Genomic DNA, 19,412 nt, shown 5'->3' with positions numbered 1-19,412 from the left:
GGCTTCGAAGGCATTAGACGGCGACCTTGAGGATTGCGGTGACGGCGATGTTCAGGATCGACACCGGGATGAGGACCTTCCAGGCGAACTGCTGGAGCTGGTCTTCACGGAAACGTGGGTAGGTGAAGCGGACCCACATGATGATCCCGACCAGCAGCATCATCTTGGTGAGCATGATGATCGGCCCGACGACGTTCATCCAGTTGTCGACCGAGTCGACCGTGTCCCAGCCGAACCAGCTGAACGGCACGCCCCAACCGCCGAGGAACAGCACGGCAGCGATGAAGGCGAACACGCCGGCGGTGGCGAACTCGGCGATGAAGAACGTCAGGAATCGGAAGCCCGAGTACTCGGTCATGTAGCCGGACACGAGCTCGGATTCGGCGATCGGCATGTCGAACGGCGGCTGGGTGAGCTCGGCCTGCACGGCGATCATGAAGATCACGAAGCCGACGCACTGGGTGATGACGAACGGCATGCCGATCCAGTCGAGCCCGAAGATCTCGTAGGTGTTCTGCGCCACCACGATCTGCTGCAGGTTCATCGAACCGGCCTGGATGACGACGCCGACGACGGCGAGCACCATCGGGAGTTCGTAGGCGATGAGCTGGCCGGCGGCACGCAGGCCACCGAGCAGCGAGTACTTGTTCGCACTCGACCAGCCTGCGACGAGGATGCCGATGACCGAGACCGAGCCGATTGCCAGGGCGTAGTAGATGCCCGCCTGGAAGTCGGTCATCAGGGCGTCGGGGCCGAACGGCACGACGACGACGAGCAGGAAGGTGGACGCGAGCACGATGAGCGGTGCGATCTTGAAGATCGTCCGGTCGGCGTTCTCGGGGATGATGTCTTCCTTCTGCAGCCACTTGCCGACCTCGGCGAGGAGCTGCATCGAGCCGTACGGGCCGGCCTCCATCGGGCCGAGGCGGCTCTGCATGAACGACATCATCTTGAACAGGAACAGGTAGACGATCGTGCCGGCGGGCAGGAGCACCGCGACGATGCCGCCCAAGACGCGCAACAGCGACTGTCCCCAGTACGGGACCTCAACAGCAAGCAGGGATGTCACCGGTCGATGTCTCCGAGGATGAAGTAGAGGCTGGCCAGGATCGTGATGATGTCGGGCACGTAGACGCCCTTGAGCACCCAGGGGGTGATCGAGATGTTGTTGAAGCTGGCCGAGCGGATCTTGACCCGGAACGGGCCGAGGTCGCCCTTGCTGATCACGTAGTAGCCCATCTCACCGAGCGGGTTCTCGGTCGAGATCCAGGCTTCACCCTCGGGCACCTTGATGATGCGGGGCACCTTGGCCATGACCGGGCCGGCGGGCAGGTCGTCGATCAGCTGGTCGACGATCTTGGTGGCCTCGCGAGTCTCCTGCAGACGGACCCAGCAGCGGGCCCACGAGTCGCCGTCGGGATGGGTCCAGACCTTGAAGTCGGCCTTGTCCCAGGCCATCGGCAGCGACTGGTCGCGGCGGAGGTCCCAGTCGACGCCCGACGCACGCAGGTTGGCGCCCGACAGGCCGAACGACTTGGCGACGTCGGCGGGGATGACGCCGATGCCACGGGTACGGCTCTGGAAGATCTCGTTGCCGAAGAGGAGGTCTTCGATCTCGTCGCAGAAGCCGCGCAGGCGCTTCATGACCTGCTTCGTCTCGTTGATCCAGCCCTTCGGCAAATCGTCCTTCAGGCCGCCGATGCGGTCGAAGTTCGGGTGGAAGCGGCCACCGGTGGCGCCCTCGATCAGGTTGAGCACGTACTCACGGTCGCGGAACCCGAAGAAGGCGGGGGTGACGGCGCCCATCTGGACGCCGAGGTCGCCGAGGAACAGGCCGATGTTGGCGATGCGCGAGAGCTCGAACAGGATCGTGCGGATGTACTGGGCGCGCGGCGGCGCCTCGATCTCCATGAGCTGTTCGGCGGCGAGGATGAACGGCACCTCGTTCGCGAAGCTGCCGAGCCAGTCGATCCGGTTGATCAGCGTGGTGACCTGCGGGAACGTGCGGACCTCGGTGAGCTTCTCGTAGCCGCGGTGCATGTAGCCGGGCACGGGCTCGGCCCACACGACCTGCTCGCCGTCGAGGCGGGCGATGATGCGGAGCGTGCCGTGCGTCGCCGGGTGCTGCGGACCGATGTTGAGGGTCATGCCCTCGGTCTCGAGCTCGACGTTGAGGCGGGCGTCGGCGGCCTGGGCCGCGATGTACGACAGCTGCTGGCGTTCGTTGAGCATGGTCATTCGCCGTCACCGCCTTCTTCGTCGTCGAATTCGGGCATCGGCTCGACGTCGACGATGCCGGGCCACGGCTTGATCATCCGGGAGAGGAGTGGGAAGTCCTTGCGGAGCGGGAACCCCTCGAACTCGCCGGGAAGGTAGAGGTTGCGCATGTCGGGGTGACCGTCGAAGGTGATCCCGAACATCTCGTGCGTTTCGCGCTCGTGCCAGTTGGCACCGGCGAAGCTGCCGATCCACGTGTCGATCGTCATCGACTCGGGAACGTCGGCCTTGATCGTGACGCCGACGTGGCGACGGATGTCGGTGAGGCGTGCGAACACCTGGAAGCGGGTGTCGCCGCCGGTGTAGCCCGACTTCATCTCTTCGGCTTCGGCCTCGTCGTCGTCGGCCGAGGGGTCGTCTTCGCCCTTGCCGTACGGCGACGGCATCCAGTCGATCGCCGACAGGAAGCAGAAGTAGTCGAAGCCCTGGTCTTTCAGCACGGCACCGGTCTGCTGCCATGCCTCGGGCGAGACACGGACCCAGAGGTCGGTCTGCGGAACCAGGTGGGTATCGAGTAGCTGGTCGCCGATCGCCGCACGCAGCGCGTCGACGATGCCGTCGCGCAAGCCGTCGCCGGGGAGCTCCGCCGGCGCTTCGTCGGTGGAGGTGTCACTCAATCGGGCCACCCCCGACCACGATCGGCTCGCGAGCGGCGTCGGACGCCTGCTGGTCGGCGGCCGGCGGGTTCTTCTTGGCGTTGCTGGCTTGCAGCGAGGTGTACTCCTCGTGACGCCACTTGGCGCCCATGTCCTCGTTGCGGATGCGCTGCTGGAGCAGGACGATGCCCTCGAGCAGGGCCTCCGGACGCGGCGGGCAGCCGGGCACGTACACGTCGACCGGCAGGATCTGGTCGACGCCCTTGGTGACCGAGTAGCTGTCCCAGTACGGGCCGCCGCAGTTGGCGCACGATCCCATCGAGATCACGTACTTCGGCTCGGGCATCTGCTCGTACAGACGACGCACGGCCGGCGCCATCTTGTCGGTGACCGTGCCGGACACGACGACGAAGTCGGCCTGGCGCGGGCTCGCAGGCAACGGGATGACGCCGAGGCGCATCACGTCGTAGCGGGGCGACGCGAACGCTGCGCCCATCTCGATCGCGCAGCAGGCGAGACCCCACTGGTACACCCACATCGAGTACGAACGCCCGATGTTGAACAGCTTGGTGAGTGGGGCGGGCATGCGCCCGCGGTCGACTAGACCCATCGGAGGAGTCCTCGCTTCCAGGCGTAGACGAGACCGTCGAGCAACAGCACGATGAAGATCAGCATCGTGATGAGGCCGAACCAGCCGTACCGCTCCATGGAGGTCGCCCAGGGGAAGATGAACACGGCCTCGACGTCGAAGATGACGAAGAGGAGGGCGAACACGTAATAACGAACTTGGCTCTGCGACCACCCCATGCCGACCGGGTCGACACCGGATTCGTATGCGATCAGCTTCTCGGCGTTGGGACGCGACGGCCTGACTGCGGCGGCAATACCGAGCAGCAGACTGCCGAGGACCAGCGCGGCGAGGCCGAACCAGACGACGGTGAGGTAATCGCGCAGAAACAGCGACATCGGGCAGCGAGGCTACCAGGGGTCGTGAATCGATTCCCAAACCCTCCTCCACCGTTTTCGACGTGAAACAGGGCTCATGCGGTCGCCCCGCACGACATCTCGTGCCGGGGAATGACGGTGCGACCGTTAGCGTCGGCCCGATGCGCGAGCAGGTGGGGGCGACGCGCCCGATCCTTCCCCTCGTGTTCGTCACGACGCTGACGAGCATCATGGGCAACTCCCTGCTCGCGCCGCTGATCCCCGACATCCTCGAGACGTTCGACCGACCCGACGGTTCGGCGGGTCTGCTCGTGGCGGCGGCGTCGCTGCCGGGCATCGCGATGGCGCCGATCATCGGCCTGCTCGCCGATCGTTTCGGACGGCGGCCGGTCTTGACCCCGTGCCTGTTCGTGTTCGGTCTCGCCGGCGTCTTCGTCGCGACCGCTCCCACGTTCGAGATCATGCTGATCGCGCGGTTCTGCCTGGGCCTCGGCGCCGCCGGACTCGTGAACCTCGCGATCGTGCTGATCTCCGACCACTTCGACGGCGACGAGCGGACGCGATGGATCGGCGCCAACTCGGGCGTGCTCACCGTGGCGCTGGCGGCTTTTCCGGTTGTGTCGGGCGCGATCGCATCGGCGTTCGGGTGGCGATGGGCGCTCGCTCCCCTGTCGCTCGGCGTGTTCTCGGCGCTGTTCGCGTGGCGCACCCTGCCACCCGGACGTCCCGAGGTGCAGGTGTCGTTGCGCGATCAGTTGGCCGGCGCCCGGATCGCCTTCACCGACCGAACGATCCTGACGAGCGTCATCGCAGCGGCGGTCAGTTTCGCGGTGATCTTCGGCGTGTTCCTGGCTGCGCTCCCGACCCACCTCGACGACGAGTTCGGACTCGACGCCTGGGGGCGCGGGATCGTGTTCGGGCTCCCGGCGATCACCTCGTCGATCGCCGCGTTCAACCTGGGCCGGATCCGTCGCCGGGTCGGCGCGTCCACCGTGGCGATCGTGTCGGCGGCGGCGTGGACCGGCTCGTTCCTCCTGCTCGGCCTGGCAGGTTCGCTCGTCGTGCTCTGCGTCGGAGCCCTCGCCTATGGCATCGCCGAGGGGGCGCTCCTGCCGACCCTGCAGGACGCCGCCATGTCCCGCGCTCCCGCCGACCAACGGGCGGCGGTGATGGCGGGCTGGACGGCCATGGCCCGGGCCGGACAGACCACCGGACCGCTCGTCGCGGGAGCGCTCCTCGCCGGGCCCGGATCGGGCGCTGCCCTCCTCTCCGGAGCGGTCGGCGCCGCCGCACTCGTGGCCCTGTTCGCGCTCCGTCCGTTCAGCGACGGAGCCACGCCGACACCGACGACGGACGAGACGACGAAAAAGGCGGCGCCGTGATGCTACCTACTGGTCGGTAGGGCGGTAGGGTGCACCTCGTGCGCCCGGATCAAGCAGTTCTCGACGATCTCGACACCACGGTCGAGCGGTTGCTCGAACGCCATCTGTCGACCACGAAGGAATGGTTCCCCCACGAGCACGTCCCGTACGGCCGTGGGCGCGACCCGATCCCCGGCGAAGAATGGTCGGCCGACGACGCCGACCTGGCCGGCGCCGAGATCGACGACGCCGTTCGCTCGTCACTGCTCGTCAACCTCCTCACCGAGGACAACCTGCCGTATTACTTCCGCACCGTCGAGAGCAAGTTCGGTTCGGAGAAGGCGTGGGGCGAGTGGGTCCGCCGCTGGACCGCCGAAGAGGGCCGCCACTCGATGGCGATCTACGGCTACCTCATGGTGACCCGGGCGATCGACCCGCACCACCTCGAGCGCTGCCGCATGGCACAGGTGTCGGGCGGCATCACCCCGAACCCGCCGACCGTCCAGAACGGGTTCGTCTACCTCTCGCTGCAGGAGCTCGCCACCCGCATCGCCCACCGCTCCACGGGGCAGATGATCGGTGATCCGGCCGGCTACGACGTCATGATGCGCGTCGCCTCCGACGAGAACCTCCACCAGCTCTTCTACCGCGATCTCGCCAAGGCGGCGATCGAGGTCGACCCGAGCGGCATGGTCATGGCGATGGAAGAAGAGGTCACCAAGTTCGCGATGCCCGGTGTCGGCATTCCCGGCTTCGCCGAGCACGCCAAGCGGATCGCCAACGCCGGCATCTACGACCTCGCCATCCACCACGAGCAGATCCTCGTGCCGATGGTGCTGCGCACCTGGGAGCTCGAGTCGATCGAGGGTCTCGACGCCGAGGCCGAACAGGCCCGCGAGCGGATCGTGAAGTACCTCGAGAAGAGCGGCCGCGTCGCCAAGCGCCTCAGCGACCGCAAGGCGAAGGCCAAGGCCGACGCAGAACTCGCCTCCGTCTGACATCAACCGGTCGGTTGATGTCAGACATCATCCGACCATCCGGAACGTTCGACCTCGCAGACCTGGTCGGTTGATGTCTGACATCAACCGACATTCACGACGGACCCCCTCCCGAGGCTGCGACGTCCCCGAACCCCGAACAGCGACGCACGGCTCGCGCATGCCACGCGTTCCCGCCGATCCTCGGAATGCCGCTGATCAGCCGGCCGATCACAGCGGCCGACCATCCGCTCGAAGGTCACCCGAAGGGGTGTTGGTACAACTCGAGGCGGGGAATCAACTACAGGAGGCGAACCCATGCGCTTACGTTCGATCATTGCGGCGGCCGGACTCGTCGCAGCAACCGTCACCGGGGCTCTCGCTCCGGCCAGTTCGGCATCGGCGGGAGACGGCTGGACCGTCCTCGTCGACGTGCAGGTCTACGCGCCCGATGCCGACACCGTCCTCGAAGGACTCACTCTCGAGCTCTGGGACATCGATGGCGCCGAGCCGGTCGCCGTCGCCGACCCGCAGTGCTCGACACTCGCGGCCTCGGGGGGTGGGCTCTTCGCCTACGACCTCGCCCCGACCTGCACCGCCCCACAGACGGGCGACTACGCGCTCGGGGTAGCGGGCCTTCCGGCCGGAGCGACACCGACGGCGTTCTGCAACGAGACGTCCGTGCCGAACGAACTGATCCCCGGCACCGACGCCGAGTTCACCGTCGACTTCGGCGTTGCCTACGTCGAGTGCGACCTCATCGTGGTTCAGCCTGCCGTGTTGATCGACAAGGAAGTCGTCGACGGGCCGTCGGCCGACGCTCCGGAGGACTTCACGCTCGAGGTGTACGACGATGGAGGCAGCGAGGTGGCGACCGGCACCGACACCTCGACGTTGTCGTGCGGGCAGGGCCAGCCACTCACCAACTGTGCGGTGATCCCGCTTGCTGCAGGCAGCTACCAGATCGGCGAGACCGGTCCTGACGGGTACGTGCCCAGCAACGTGTGGTGCACCACCTTCGTTCCGGACGACACGATCCTCATCGAAGCCTTTCCGACCGGTGTGGGCGAGTTCACCGTGGGCGACGTGCCCGAGGAGGGCGCCTATCCGTTCGCCCAGTGTGAAGTCACAAACCAGTACTACGAGGGCGACCTCGTGGTGACCAAGTCGGTCACCAACGACGACGGCGGTCTCCTCGGCCCGGCCGACTTCACCGCAGAGATCTACACCGAACCCGACGGTTCGCTCGTCACGAGCGCACCGTGTATGGCGGACGGCAGCTGCCTCGACGTCACCCTCCCCATCGGCGACTACCGCATCGGTGAAGCGGACCCGCAGGGCTACACCCCGAGTGTCACCTGCACCGTCACCCGAGAGCCAGACGGCCCGGGGCCGATCACGACGAACCCACCGGCCACGAGCAGCAGCATCCCGAACTTCGAGGCGATCGCCGGTGACGACGCAGTGGCGACGGTCGAGCCGTTCGGTGAGGTGACGTGCGAGATCGTCAACGACGACCCCACCACCACCACCACCACGATGGCACCCACCACCACCGACCAGGACGGTGGCGCCAACGTTCCCACCACCGTGGCACCGATCCTGCCGCCCACCGGCGACGACAACGGCACCATGGCCATCATCGCCACCCTGCTCATCGCCATCGGCGGCGCACTCCTCGTCGCCCGCCGACGCATCGCCTGACACACACCGGTCGGTTGATGTCAGACATCAACCGACATCGAGGACCCGAGCACGGCGACGGCCTGTCGGTTGATGTCTGACATCATCCGACAGGCCGTCTGACCGAGCCGGTCAGCAGTCGGCCGGCTTATTCACCGAGCCGCTGAGAGCCTTGTGCTAGACCGGATCGCTCAACAGCGGAAACCTTGTACAAGGAGGCGGGCATGCGGAAGCGGTCCATCTTCGTCGCGGCCGGCATGGCAGCGGCGACCATCATCGGGGCAATGTCCCCGGCAGCCCCGGCGTCGGCCGGAGTCGACCAAGACGTCGACGTCGACGTCCGTATCATCAGTCCCGACCCGGTCGGGACGCTCGAGGGCCTGACCCTCGAGCTGTGGGACGTCAGCTCGACGCCGATGCTGGTGCCTGGGAGTCCGTGCGGTTCCGGTTCCACACTCACCGGCTTCGCCGCACCCGGCGGGTTCAGCGCGTACGCCGGCGGCGATTGCGAAATCCTGTCGAACGGCACCTACGCGATCGGGCTCGACGGGGTCCCCGAGGGGATGACCGTCACCGGCTCGTGCTTCGTCGAAGACAACAACTACGAGGTCCTCGACGGTGACCAGTTCCAGTTCGAGATCGACGACCCGTTCCAACTCGTCCAGTGTGATCTCGACCTGATCCAACCCATGTTGCTCGTCGACAAGGTGGTCGCCAGCGGCACCGCCGACACCTCCGACTTCACGATCGAGGTCTACGGCGAGGGCGGCGTCAGCGTTGCGACCGGTCAGGATCTCTCCACCGACCAGTGCAACGACTTCGGTGAGCTCGAGAACTGCCTCGTCGTCCCGCTCCCGGCGGGCACGTACCAGCTCGGCGAGTCGGGACCGGACGGCTACGTCGCATCCAACGTGGGTTGTCGCGGACTTCAGGAGTTCCTGCTGGCCGAATCGTTCCCGGCCGGGATCGGCGAGTTCACGATCAGCGATGACCCGACGACCGAGATCGAGTCGGTCGCGCTGTGCGAGATCACGAACGACTACTACGAGGGCAGCCTCGTGGTGACGAAGTCGGTCACCAACGACGACGGCGGATTGCTCGGACCCGACGACTTCGTGGCCGAGATCTTCACCGAACCCGAGGGCACCCCCGTCACGAGCGCAACCTGCATGGCCGACGGCACCTGCCTCGACGTCACCCTCCCGATCGGCGACTACCGCATCGGCGAAGCAGACCCGCAGGGCTACACCCCCAGCGTCACCTGCACCGTCACCGTCGAACCCGACGGCCCCGGCGACATCACCACCACGCCACCCGACACGGTCGAGCCCAGGCAGAACGAAGCCATTCCCGGTGACGATGCAGTGGCGACGGTCGAGCCGTTCGGTGAGGTGACGTGCAAGATCGTCAACGACGACCCCACCACCACCACGACGATGGCACCCACCACCACCGACCAAGACGGCGGCGCCAACGTCCCCACCACCGTGGCACCCATCCTGCCTCCCACCGGCGACGACAACGGCACAATGGCCATCATCGCCACCCTGCTCATCGCCATCGGCGGCGCACTCCTCGTCGCCCGCCGACGCATCGCCTGACACACACCTGTCGGTTGATGTCAGACATCAACCGACATCGAGGACCCGAGCACGGCGACGGCCTGTCGGTTGATGTCTGACATCAACCGACAGGCCGTCTGACCGGACCGGTCAGGAGTCGCCGCGTAGCTCGGCGATGCGCTGCATCAGGAACTCGTAGGCGGTGCGATCCTCGGCCAACACCACGTCGTCGGCCGGGTGGAGGAAGAGCGGGAGCGACATGCGCGATACCTGCGCCGCCTCGCCGATCGGGTTGACCACCCGGTGCTTGGTCGCCGGGTAATACCCCTCGGTCGCCAGGTCGAGCATCTCCCCGCCGTTGATGGCGAGTGAGCCGGGATCGGTCGGCACCGGGAACCACTCGCCGTTCGCGCCGAGCAGCTCGAGGCCGGGCTGGTCCGACGCCGGGAGCACCGTGAGCAGGTTGATGTCCTCGTGGGCGGCGGCCCGGACGGCGCCTTCGGGCACCTCAGGCGGCAGCGGCGGATACCGGAGCACTCGCAACAGGGTGCGGGTGCTGTTGTCCATCATCTGCGACAGCGGCATCGAGAGGCGGCCGGCGATCTCGGGCGGCAGCTGGTCTTCGACCCAGTCGAGCAAGGTGAGGGCGACGTCCATTGCCTGGTCGCGGTAGCGCATGGCCACGTCGGTGACCTGGGTCGGATAGATCGACCACGGGTACACGTGGAAGAACTCCTTGAGGTCGCGGACCTCGAACCCCTTGGCGGTCTCGCTGACCTCGGGCGGGAAGTAGCCGGTGAGCGAGTCGGTGGTCGTGTAGTCGGCGACCGCCGGGTCGTCGAACAGGGCCGACCATTCGGCGTAGATCTGCTCGACCAGCGACCAGTCGAGTGGATGGTTGGTGATCACGCCGAAGCCCGTGTCGCGGAGGCTCGTGGCGAACTCCTCCGGAGCGGTGGGCGACGTGTAATCGACGACAGCGACGTCCATAACACCAGGCTACGGACCGGACGGGGTCGTGGCGACGCCGCGGCTTTGCAGAGCGGCGCGAGACTGCACTCGTGTCTCAGCGCCGCCTCATCTCGACGCTCGCCATCACCACCGCGATGACGCTCTGCGCCTGCGGCAGCGACGACGACTCCCCCACCGCCGACAGCGCTGCGACGCCGCCGAGCCCGACGATCGCCGAGACGACCGCCCCCACCGAGCCGACGACCACGACCGCTCCGGAAGCGTCATCCCCGTCCACGTCGCCGTCGAAGACGGCGCCCGCCGTGGCGACGACCACTCCCCCGCCGACGTCCACCCAGTCCACCGAGGAGACCACCGTGCCGACCGATGCCGAACCCGTCGAGATCGCGATCGCCGACCTCGCCGGCCGACTCGACGTCACCGCTGACGACATCGAGATCGTCAGCGTCGTGGAGGTCACCTGGCCCGACGGCGGCCTCGGCTGCCCCGAGCCCGGCATGGCGTACACCCAGGCCCTGGTCAACGGCAGCCGGATCGTCCTCTCGGTCGACGCCATCGAGTACGAGTACCACTCGGGCCAGAGCGGCGTCCCCTTCTACTGCCCCGCCGACCGGGTCACCCCGCCCGCAGCCGGCGGCTACGGCGACATCTGACCGGGTCGCTCCGCCGACCAGTCGATCGATGTGTCATCGGACGCGGCGAGGGGGCGCCCGATCGGGCGCCCCCTCGTTCCGATGTCGATCGGCTACCGCCGGTGGATCACCGGTTGTCCACCTCGACGAGCGTCAGGCCGATCAGACCCGAGCCGTCGGCGTGCGACACGGCACCGAGCGATCGCTCACCGGCGGCGGCGCCGGTCCAGCTCACGTCGATGGTCTCCGTTGCGCCGATCGTCGCTGCCGTGGGCGCACTGTCGATCGCCAGGCTGCCACCCGAGGCGAGCGGCACGACCCACGTCGACACGTCGAACGGCAACGGCTCGTTCGGCACCGACCAGCCGTGAACGATCAGCGTGTAGGTGTCGTCGGCCGGCAGCGTCAGCTCGATCAACTCGTCCGTGCCACCGTTCGTGCTCGATCCCACCGCGTTGCCACTCGAGTCCTCGAGGAACAGGTCGATGTCGTCGTCGCCCGGGATGACGAGCTCGAGCCGAGCGAACGCCGCCCCGGCGATCGGGAACGGGATCTCGACCACACCGGGATCGGCGTCGTCGAGCGACGGGTACGTCTGGTCGGGGTCTTGACCCACCGAGCCGCTGAGCAGCACCTCGGGCGCGAGGCCGTGCGGAGCGGCGCTGTAGGCACCGGTGTACCCGAACGTCACGTCGAACGACGTGCTGCCCGCTTCACCGGCGCCGGCGACGGCGTCGGGGGCGGCGAGCAGGGCGCCGTTGACCGAGATCGGGCTGTACACCTGGTAGTGGCCCGTCGTGTCGCTCCAGGTGAGCGAGCCGTGGCGCCATTCACCGGCCGGGGCCGACACGTTGGTGACGGTCACGTCATAGCTGACGCTCTGTCCCGGCTTGATCCGGAAGCTGCTCGGGTTCACCGTGACCTCGAAGCCTGCGGGGGCATCGACCGACACGTTGTAGGTGCGCCAGCCGTTGTCCTTGGCGACACTCGTGACGGTGCGGGTCACGGTCTCGCTCGCGGGGATCGAGTCGATGCCGATCGACGGCAGGTTCAACTGCGCCGGGTCGCTCGGGATGCCGAGCGAGTCGGTGTACGCGCAGGTCCCGGGTGTGAACACACCCAGCTCGGCGCCGCAGGTGAACGCCGCGTACTCCAGCAAGCCGGCGTCGTAGGCGAGTCCGGGTTCGAAGATCGAGCCCTTGCCGCTGGTCGACGGATCGACGTGTCCGGCGCCCATGTCGAACGGGTCGGCGGGCGTGGCGGCGTCTTCCTTCGTCACGTCCTGCCGCGACGTCGTCATGAGTGCCGACTTCGCGACCGCAGGGGTCCAGTCCGGATTCGCCTGCTTGATCAGTGCGAACAGACCGGCGACGTGCGGGCTCGACATCGAGGTACCGGAGATCGACTGGAACAGCTCACCACTGACGGCACCGGGTGCCGGGAACGGCGTGTTGCCGGCCAGGATGTTCACACCGGGGGCCGTCACGTCGGGCTTGACGATGTCGGGCGCCAGCGAGTTCGGACCACGCGACGAGAACGCCGCCATGACCGACCCCTGCGACGGCGTGAGCGCACCACCGTTGATCTGGGCGACGGCGCCGGCGCCGGCGCTGTCGATGTAGCCCTTGATGATCAGCCCGTTGGTGTTGTTGATGTGCACCGACGGCACGAAGTGCGTGTCGGTCACGAGTTCCTGGGTGTCGGTCTGGTTGAACAGGATCATGCCGGCGCCACCAGCGATGGCGACTGCCTCGCTCTTGGCGACACGAGCGATCGCACCGCGTTCGCAGAGCACGATCTTGCCGGCGACCACTGCCGGATCGAGTGCGCCCGGGTTGCACAGGTTGTCCCCGGCGTCCTCGGCGTCGACGAGCGGCAGCTCATCGGTACCGGCGGTGACCGATGCACCGAAGAACTCCCAGCCGTCACTCGACGACGCGGAACCCTGGAACGTGCGGTCCTGGGTGCTGGCACCGACGCTGGTCAACCACGGCACCGAGGCCGGGCTGCCGGTCGTGGCCGGGTTCGGGCCGCTGTTGCCGTTCGATGTCGCGACGAACACACCGGCGTCGGCGGCGAAGAGGAACGCCACGTCGTCGGGACCGATCGCGAACGAGCTGGAACCGATCGAGTAGTTGATGACGTCGACGCCGTCGGCGACCGCCTGATCGATCGAGGCGGCGAGGTCGGAGCCGAAGCCGCCGAGCGTGCCGAGTCCCTTGTAGGCGATGATCCGCGCGCGAGGAGCGACGCCGGTCACGACGCCGCGATCGACACCGAGGATCGACGCCGACACACCGGCGTTGCCGGCAGCGGTCGAGGCGGTGTGCGTGCCGTGGCCGTCGTCGTCACGAGCCGAGTCGAACTCGAACGGCTCGGCACCGATCAGGGATCGGTACGTCGGGATCGTCTGGCGAGCACCGATCAGCTTGTTGTTGCACTCGAACGGAGCGTCGTTGGCGTTGTGGGCGGTGTTGCCGAAGTCGCAGGCCGGGTACACCGTCTCGTCGAGCGTGATCCCGAGGTCGGCGTAGCTGCCGTCGTCGGCGAAGCTCGCATGCTCGGGCCAGATGCCGGAGTCGATGACGCCGATCACCACGCCCTCACCGTCGTAGCCCTTGGCGTACAGGCCACCGGGGCTCGTGAGACCGAGGAAGTCGCCGGAGTTGTCGGTCTGGGCGGTGCGCCACACGTCGGGGATGACGGCGGTGACACCGTCGACCGATTTCATCTTGGCGAGCTCGACGTCGGACAGCTCGGCTGCGAAGCCGTTCAGCGCGACCGTGTACTCCGCGGTGACCTGGCTGGCGTCGGCACCGGCGGCGGCCAGCGCCTTCTGGTGGCCCTTCTTCAGCCCGTTCTGGGCCTTCTTGGCGGCCTTGCTGTCGAGCTGGTCCTGACCGAACTGGGCGACCAACGGATCTTCGTCCATGATCACCACGTAGCGGCCGGGAATCACCTCGCCGTCGGTCAGTTGACTCACGTCGATCGTGTCCGGTGGCTCGGCGTTCACCCCGCCGGCGCTTCCGAATGCCGCCACCGTCGTGACGGCGAGCGCACCTGCGACGAGCGCAGCTGGCAGACGTCTCCTCATCATTTCTCCCTTGGTTGTTGTGCGGTCAACACCGCTCCGACAACGGGATCAACGACTCGGTCGTCTGGGCTCCCCGCCTCCGGAACGGATGTTTCACCGCCCGCTGGCGTGCGAACCTAGACGTTCCAACGGCTTGTGACCAAGGGCACAGCGTCAAGGGCGTGTGAGTTCTCGTGAACGCTCGGTTACAGGGTCACCGACCGTGAGAACGCCCGGTGAACGGTCACGCGCGGAGAAAGGTCAGCACCGCCAGCACACGACGATGCGCGCCGTCCTCGATGTCGAGGCCGAGCTTCATGAACACGTTCGAGATGTGCTTCTCGACGGCTCCGTGCGACACGACCAGCCGCTCGGCGATACCTCCGTTCGACAGACCCTCGGCCATCAGCTGGAGCACCTCACGTTCACGCGGCGTCAATCGCTCGAGTTCGTTGCTCCGTCGTGAACGCCCGAGGATCTGGCTCACGACCTCGGCGTCGACGGCGCTCCCGCCGCCCGCCACCCGCCGCAGCGAGGCGATGAAGTCGTCGACGTCGATCACGCGGTCCTTCAACAGGTAGCCGACACCGGAGACGTCGCCTTCGAGGAGCTCGCCGGCGTAGCGCTCCTCGACGTACTGCGACAGTACGAGGACCGCCGTGTCGGGCGACCTCCGTCGGATCTCGAGCGCCGCCTTCAGCCCCTCGTCGGTGTGCGTCGGCGGCATGCGCACGTCGACGATGCACAGATCGGGGTCGTGTTCGGTCACGGCGTCGAGCAAGGCGTCGCCATCGCCGACGGCGGCGAGCACCTCGAACCCGGAGTCGGTGAGGAGGCGCACCACGCCGTCGCGCAGCAGGACGCTGTCGTCGGCGACGACGACTCGGATGGGGGTCGATTCATCGGACATCGCTGGTCTCCGATCGTTCGTGGTCCGGTGGTTCGTCGGCGCGCACGATGTGGCGTGGCAGCTCGACGGTGATGGTGGTGGGGCCGCCGCCGGGCGACGAGACCTGCAGGGAGCCGTCGACGGCGTTGGCCCTGGCACGGATGCCGGCGAGGCCGGTACCGTGCGTGGGGTCGGCGCCGCCGACGCCGTCGTCGTGGACGATGACGCGGACGTTGGCCGCGACGCGGTGGACGTGCACGGATGCCGCACGCGCCGACGAGTGCTTGAGGACGTTGGCGAGCGCCTCGTTGGCGCAGAAGTAGACGGTCTCCGACACATCGGTGTCGAGGTCGAGGTCGGGATCGACGTGTACCGTGATCGGGATCGGCGCACCGCTGACGACAGCCGACAGCGCGGCATCGATGCCGCGATCTTCGAGGATCGCCGGGTGCAGACCGCGTCCGAGCTGGCGCAACTCACCGATCGAACCCTGCACCTTCTGGCGGGCGTTCACGACGAGCTCACGGGCACGCTCCGGGTCTCGATCGAGTTGCTGCTCGGCCATGCCGAGATCGAGCCCGATCGCGACGAGCTGTTGCTGCACCCCGTCGTGCAGGTTGCGCTCGATCCGACGGCGCTCTGCGGCGACGGCATCGAGGATCTCCTGGCGGTGACTCGACAGCTCCGTCACCCGCCGCTCGGCCTGCGCGAGCCGGTCGGGACCGAGGAACCACGACGTGATCTGTGCCTTGAGCATGCCGACCCAGACGGCGACACGGGGGGCTCCGCCGAGTGCGGCTGCGCAGACGGCGAGCGCGACGATGCCGGCGACTGCGTTGAACGGGAAGGTGTCGAACACCGAACCGGCGAGTCCGCCGAAGATCACGTTGATCGCGACCGTGTAGAGGAAGCTGCCGATGGCGAACAGGCCGGATGCCAGCACGGAGTTGATCGCGAGATACCCGACGATCCGCCACCGCTCCGGGTCGAGGATCGACCTGATCCCGAAGCGGCCGGCCGGCGCGAGCCGGCGCGGTGCGACGTCGACGCCGACCCAGCCGGCCATCGCCCGCTCGGCCCGGGCGAACACACTCGTGAGGGCGAAGAACGGGCCGATCAGGAGCAGCCCGACACCGACGAACGACAAGCCGAACACGACGCCTGCGGCGACGAACGAGACAGCGAAGAAGACCGCTCCCGACAGCATGCCGACGAAGAGGTATCCGAGGGCCCGCCAGCCCTCCGGCTGGATCAACGGACGGAACCATCGTTCGGCGAGGTCGCGGATTCGGTCCCAGTCCCAGTCGGACGGGTCCGAGGATCGCCGGCCGTCGTGCTCACCGGTCGGCGGTGCCGGGGGCGGCATCTGCGGCGGCGGGAGCTGGCTCACGTCGCCAGTCTCGCGCCCATCGGTCCGGTCGCGGTCGACCAGATCGGAGTCGAGCGAGTTCATGCTGCACCTCGCAGGGTCACGGCGATCGGCTTCTTCGCCGTCGTTCGCACCACGGCTGCCGACAGCAGCCACAGGGTCGCAACCGTGCCGACGACGATGAACGGGATCGCTCCGACGGCGTCGGTGACACCGATGTCGATGGCGTCGCCGGCTTCGAACGAGCCGATGATGGCGCGAGCGCCCACGGCACCGAGACCGAGCCCGATCGCAAGGCCGACGGCGCCGACGGGCAGCAACTCGCGGGTGAGGAGCCCTCGGAGACGACGACGCCTGGCTCCCACGGCCTGGAGCGCCGCGAGTTCGTGTCGACGTTCGAACAGGTTCACCGTCATCGTCGACAACACGGCGAGAGCGGCGACGCCGACGACGATCGCACCGATGGCGCCGAAGATCAGCACCACGGCGTCGCGACCGGCCTCGTCGTCCGCGGCCAGATCGGCAGCCGTGTTGACCCGCACGGCGGCGTCGATGTCGATCACCGGCGCCTCCGACGCCGACCACACGACGTTCGCCATCCCGGGTGCTCCGAGATCGGCGGCGACGTCGGCACGATCGACGTAGACCGCGACGTACGAGTCGTCGAGGGTGCCGACGATCTCGTACTCCGCGACGCCGTTCGCGAGTTCCAAGGGGATGGTGTCGCCGACCGAGACGTCGCGCCTGCTGGCGAAGCCGTCACTGATCATCGCCTCCCGCCGACCCTCACCGATCCATCGACCCGAGCGCAGTTCGGCCGAGAAGAACCGACTGTCCGGGCGCATGCCGTAGACGTCGACGCCCCAGTCGTCGATCGCACCGTCGACCCAGACGCCCGCCTCGGACGCGGCGCTCTCGTCATGGTCGTCCGTCGCCGTGATGGGGAGGCCGGGGTCGCGGGCGACCGACACCGACTCCCACGACCACGGCGCAAGGGTCGCGGTGTTGAAGTCGTTGACGGAGGTCACGAGGGTCGGGATGAGGAACGCCGCGGCAACTGCGGCGGAGATCTGGGTCGTCACGGCGATCGTCCGAGCCGGACGACGGACGGTCGAACGGACGGCGATCCGTTCGAGGAGTCCGCCGGTCGGCAGCTTGGCCAGGACGCGGTGCGTCCAGCGACCACCGAACGGCGCACCGTCGCGATCACGCAGGGCTTCGGGCAACGACAGCTTCGTCACCCGACGGGCGGCCCGGGCCGACACCAGACGTGCGGCGAGCAGCGCCCCGACGGCGCTGGCGACGACGACGGTCCAGTCGACGGCGAAGGAGGGCGTCACACCGACGAACTCCTCCAGCACCATCCGGGCCACGAGGTTGCTGATCGCGATGCCGAGTGGCAACCCGACGAGGAGCGACACGCCGGTGATGCCGAGCGCGATCCGACGGAGGCGTCGGCGGAGTCGACGCGACCGACCGCCGAGGGCACGCATGACGGCGACCTCGCGGGTGCGTTCGGTGATGAGCGTGTTGGTCGTGCCGGCGAGCAGGACGAGCGCGACGAGCCCGGCGAACACGCCGAGCATGCCGATCAGCGTGCTGACCTGGGCGATGTCGTCGTCGATCGGGGTCGAACCGTCGGGGAGCAACTCGGGGAAGGTCGTGAACTGCGCGCCGCTCGCGTCGAGCAGGGTGCGGATGTCGTCCGAGAGCGCCCGGAGCGCTTCCTCGCCGTCGTCGACGGCGGTGACGACCAGGTGGTTGGCGCCACCGGTTTCGGCGACGACGGCGTCGAAGGGCGCATACAGCACGTCGTTGCCCGACCACCACAGGGTCGACCCGTGGCCGACGATCTCGAACGGTTCGCCGTCGGCGACGACCGTGGAACCGATCGATCCGATCGCCGGCGTCGTGACCACCTCGTCGGTGTCGGCGGGCAGCCGGCCGGCGTCGAGCTGCACCAGGTCCATCGTCTGGCCATCGAAGTCGAGTCCGATGATCCGGGTCTGGAAGCCGTCGTCGAGTTCGACGGCGACGATCGCCTGTCCCTCGGCGGCGGCGACGTCGGGCAGGGCCACGATGTCGTCGAGTCGGTCTGCGTCGAGTGGTGTGGTGTCGACGATGATGTCGGCCAGCCCGTCACGGCCGACGGCGTCGTGGAGCGTTCCCTCGGAGACGGCCGGCACGGCGAGGACGCCGATGGCACCGATCGCCAGGGCGAGCGCCACGATACTCGCGAGGATGCGGCCCGGCGCTCGGCGGAACTGTCGCAGGATCGAGCGCATCAGGCACCGCCTCGCACGTCGTCGATGCGGCCGTCGATCATCGACACGACACGATCGCCGGCCTCGGCGAGGTGGAGGTCGTGGGTGATGAACACGACGGTCGTCCCGACGCTCGCCAGACCCTGCAACAGCTCGAACACGGCGTGACCATTGCGCTGGTCGAGCGCCCCCGTCGGTTCGTCGGCGACGATCATCGGCGGCCGGGTCACCATCGCACGGGCGATGCCGATCCGCTGCTGCTCGCCACCACTCATCTGGGCGGGGAGCTTCTTGGCATGTGCGGCGAGTCCGACCCACTCGAGCGCCTCGAGCGAACGTCGACGACGTTCGCGTCGTCCGACGTCGGTGCGTCCGAGCTCGAGCGCGAGTTCGACGTTCTCGACCGCCGTCAAGGTCGGGAGGAGGTGGAACTGCTGAAAGACGATGCCGACGTGGTCGCCGCGCCAGTCGGCGAGGCGATCGGCCTTCATCTGGTCGATCCGCGTCCCGTCGACGACGAGCGAGCCGGAGGTCGGCACGTCGATGCCGGCGATCAGCGAACCGAGGGTGCTCTTCCCGGAGCCGGACGGCCCGATGATCGCGAGCAGCTCGCCACGGTGGATGTCGAGCGACACGTTGTCGACGCCGATCTGTGCGGCGTGGCCCTTCCCCCAGACACGGGTGAGATCGCGCGCCTGGACGAGCGCCGGTGAGGCCGTCGAAGCCGCAGGGGGATCGAGGAGAGGCGTGGTGGTGTGCATGCCTCCATCGTGAAGATCACCGGGCAGTGGCGACATGGAGACCGCTGGCGA

16 protein-coding genes are annotated in these 19,412 nt (G+C 67.9%); 5 read left to right on the top strand and 11 right to left on the bottom strand.

What is annotated here, in order from left to right; translation table 11 throughout:
- Positions 1-13: 13 nt before the first annotated feature.
- From BDK89_RS04085 to BDK89_RS04065, 5 genes are read right to left on the bottom strand one after another with little or no spacing between them, the layout of a single operon-like run.
- Positions 14-1,069: a complex I subunit 1/NuoH family protein gene (locus BDK89_RS04085; protein WP_133867739.1), complete on the bottom strand. Its 1,056-nt coding sequence runs from the start codon at positions 1,067-1,069 to the stop codon at positions 14-16.
- Complete coding sequence (locus tag BDK89_RS04080) at positions 1,066-2,238, bottom strand: NADH-quinone oxidoreductase subunit D (RefSeq protein WP_133867738.1); 1,173 nt, start codon at positions 2,236-2,238, stop codon at positions 1,066-1,068. Before BDK89_RS04080 ends, BDK89_RS04085 begins: the two co-directional genes overlap by 4 nt.
- Positions 2,235-2,903: an NADH-quinone oxidoreductase subunit C gene (locus tag BDK89_RS04075; RefSeq protein WP_133867737.1), complete on the bottom strand. Its 669-nt coding sequence runs from the start codon at positions 2,901-2,903 to the stop codon at positions 2,235-2,237. The genes BDK89_RS04080 and BDK89_RS04075 overlap by 4 nt, the downstream gene beginning before the upstream one ends.
- On the bottom strand, positions 2,887-3,459 hold the full coding sequence (locus tag BDK89_RS04070; protein ID WP_341785676.1) for an NADH-quinone oxidoreductase subunit B: 573 nt from the start codon (positions 3,457-3,459) through the stop codon (positions 2,887-2,889). The genes BDK89_RS04075 and BDK89_RS04070 overlap by 17 nt, the downstream gene beginning before the upstream one ends.
- Positions 3,460-3,473: 14 nt before the next feature.
- On the bottom strand, positions 3,474-3,839 hold the full coding sequence (locus BDK89_RS04065; protein WP_133867735.1) for an NADH-quinone oxidoreductase subunit A: 366 nt from the start codon (positions 3,837-3,839) through the stop codon (positions 3,474-3,476).
- A 140-nt stretch (positions 3,840-3,979) separates the two neighbouring features.
- On the opposite strand from BDK89_RS04065, the gene BDK89_RS04060 reads away from it, so the two are divergent.
- The 4 genes from BDK89_RS04060 (at position 3,980) to BDK89_RS04045 (ending at position 9,440) form a co-directional block, all read left to right on the top strand.
- Positions 3,980-5,200: an MFS transporter gene (locus BDK89_RS04060; RefSeq protein WP_133867734.1), complete on the top strand. Its 1,221-nt coding sequence runs from the start codon at positions 3,980-3,982 to the stop codon at positions 5,198-5,200.
- Positions 5,201-5,238: 38 nt separating this feature from the next.
- Positions 5,239-6,177, top strand: a complete 939-nt coding sequence (locus tag BDK89_RS04055) for an acyl-ACP desaturase (protein ID WP_166657376.1) — start codon at positions 5,239-5,241, stop codon at positions 6,175-6,177.
- Between the two features lie 297 nt (positions 6,178-6,474).
- Positions 6,475-7,860 (top strand): LPXTG cell wall anchor domain-containing protein, encoded by a 1,386-nt coding sequence (locus BDK89_RS04050; RefSeq protein WP_133867732.1) that lies wholly within the window; start codon positions 6,475-6,477, stop codon positions 7,858-7,860.
- 203 nt (positions 7,861-8,063) lie between these two features.
- Positions 8,064-9,440: an LPXTG cell wall anchor domain-containing protein gene (locus tag BDK89_RS04045; protein ID WP_133867731.1), complete on the top strand. Its 1,377-nt coding sequence runs from the start codon at positions 8,064-8,066 to the stop codon at positions 9,438-9,440.
- A 111-nt stretch (positions 9,441-9,551) separates the two neighbouring features.
- On the opposite strand, the gene BDK89_RS04040 is transcribed toward BDK89_RS04045, so the two are convergent.
- Positions 9,552-10,391, bottom strand: a complete 840-nt coding sequence (locus tag BDK89_RS04040) for a 2OG-Fe(II) oxygenase family protein (RefSeq protein ID WP_133867730.1) — start codon at positions 10,389-10,391, stop codon at positions 9,552-9,554.
- 71 nt (positions 10,392-10,462) lie between these two features.
- On the opposite strand from BDK89_RS04040, the gene BDK89_RS04035 reads away from it, so the two are divergent.
- Positions 10,463-11,026 (top strand): hypothetical protein, encoded by a 564-nt coding sequence (locus BDK89_RS04035; protein ID WP_133867729.1) that lies wholly within the window; start codon positions 10,463-10,465, stop codon positions 11,024-11,026.
- Positions 11,027-11,132: 106 nt separating this feature from the next.
- On the opposite strand, the gene BDK89_RS04030 is transcribed toward BDK89_RS04035, so the two are convergent.
- The 5 genes from BDK89_RS04030 to BDK89_RS04010 form a co-directional block, all read right to left on the bottom strand.
- Positions 11,133-14,099 (bottom strand): S8 family serine peptidase, encoded by a 2,967-nt coding sequence (locus BDK89_RS04030; protein ID WP_166657375.1) that lies wholly within the window; start codon positions 14,097-14,099, stop codon positions 11,133-11,135.
- Between the two features lie 223 nt (positions 14,100-14,322).
- Positions 14,323-14,988, bottom strand: a complete 666-nt coding sequence (locus tag BDK89_RS04025; protein ID WP_133867727.1) for a response regulator — start codon at positions 14,986-14,988, stop codon at positions 14,323-14,325.
- Entirely contained in the window at positions 14,978-16,420 is a 1,443-nt protein-coding gene (locus tag BDK89_RS04020) for a sensor histidine kinase (RefSeq protein WP_133867726.1), read from the bottom strand. The genes BDK89_RS04025 and BDK89_RS04020 overlap by 11 nt, the downstream gene beginning before the upstream one ends.
- Positions 16,417-18,621 (bottom strand): ABC transporter permease, encoded by a 2,205-nt coding sequence (locus tag BDK89_RS04015; RefSeq protein ID WP_133867725.1) that lies wholly within the window; start codon positions 18,619-18,621, stop codon positions 16,417-16,419. The genes BDK89_RS04020 and BDK89_RS04015 overlap by 4 nt, the downstream gene beginning before the upstream one ends.
- A complete protein-coding gene (locus BDK89_RS04010) occupies positions 18,621-19,361 on the bottom strand; it encodes an ABC transporter ATP-binding protein (RefSeq protein WP_133867724.1) in 741 nt (246 codons plus the stop codon). The genes BDK89_RS04015 and BDK89_RS04010 overlap by 1 nt, the downstream gene beginning before the upstream one ends.
- Between the last annotated feature and the right edge of the window lie 51 nt (positions 19,362-19,412).

The organism is Ilumatobacter fluminis (assembly GCF_004364865.1).
Lineage (GTDB): Bacteria > Actinomycetota > Acidimicrobiia > Acidimicrobiales > Ilumatobacteraceae > Ilumatobacter > Ilumatobacter fluminis.
This window is presented reverse-complemented; position numbering and strand designations above follow the sequence as displayed.

Bases quoted from the DNA above. Each gene is read 5' to 3' on its own strand.
- BDK89_RS04080 (WP_133867738.1), bottom strand. From the start codon at position 2,238: ATGACCATGCTCAACGAACGCCAGCAGCTGTCGTACATCGCGGCCCAG.
- BDK89_RS04070 (WP_341785676.1), bottom strand. From the start codon at position 3,459: ATGCCCGCCCCACTCACCAAGCTGTTCAACATCGGGCGTTCGTACTCG.
- BDK89_RS04065 (WP_133867735.1), bottom strand. From the start codon at position 3,839: ATGTCGCTGTTTCTGCGCGATTACCTCACCGTCGTCTGGTTCGGCCTC.
- BDK89_RS04060 (WP_133867734.1), top strand. From the start codon at position 3,980: ATGCGCGAGCAGGTGGGGGCGACGCGCCCGATCCTTCCCCTCGTGTTC.
- BDK89_RS04050 (WP_133867732.1), top strand. From the start codon at position 6,475: ATGCGCTTACGTTCGATCATTGCGGCGGCCGGACTCGTCGCAGCAACC.
- BDK89_RS04045 (WP_133867731.1), top strand. From the start codon at position 8,064: ATGCGGAAGCGGTCCATCTTCGTCGCGGCCGGCATGGCAGCGGCGACC.
- BDK89_RS04040 (WP_133867730.1), bottom strand. From the start codon at position 10,391: ATGGACGTCGCTGTCGTCGATTACACGTCGCCCACCGCTCCGGAGGAG.
- BDK89_RS04030 (WP_166657375.1), bottom strand. From the start codon at position 14,099: ATGAGGAGACGTCTGCCAGCTGCGCTCGTCGCAGGTGCGCTCGCCGTC.
- BDK89_RS04025 (WP_133867727.1), bottom strand. From the start codon at position 14,988: ATGTCCGATGAATCGACCCCCATCCGAGTCGTCGTCGCCGACGACAGC.
- BDK89_RS04020 (WP_133867726.1), bottom strand. From the start codon at position 16,420: ATGAACTCGCTCGACTCCGATCTGGTCGACCGCGACCGGACCGATGGG.
- BDK89_RS04015 (WP_133867725.1), bottom strand. From the start codon at position 18,621: ATGCGCTCGATCCTGCGACAGTTCCGCCGAGCGCCGGGCCGCATCCTC.
- BDK89_RS04010 (WP_133867724.1), bottom strand. From the start codon at position 19,361: ATGCACACCACCACGCCTCTCCTCGATCCCCCTGCGGCTTCGACGGCC.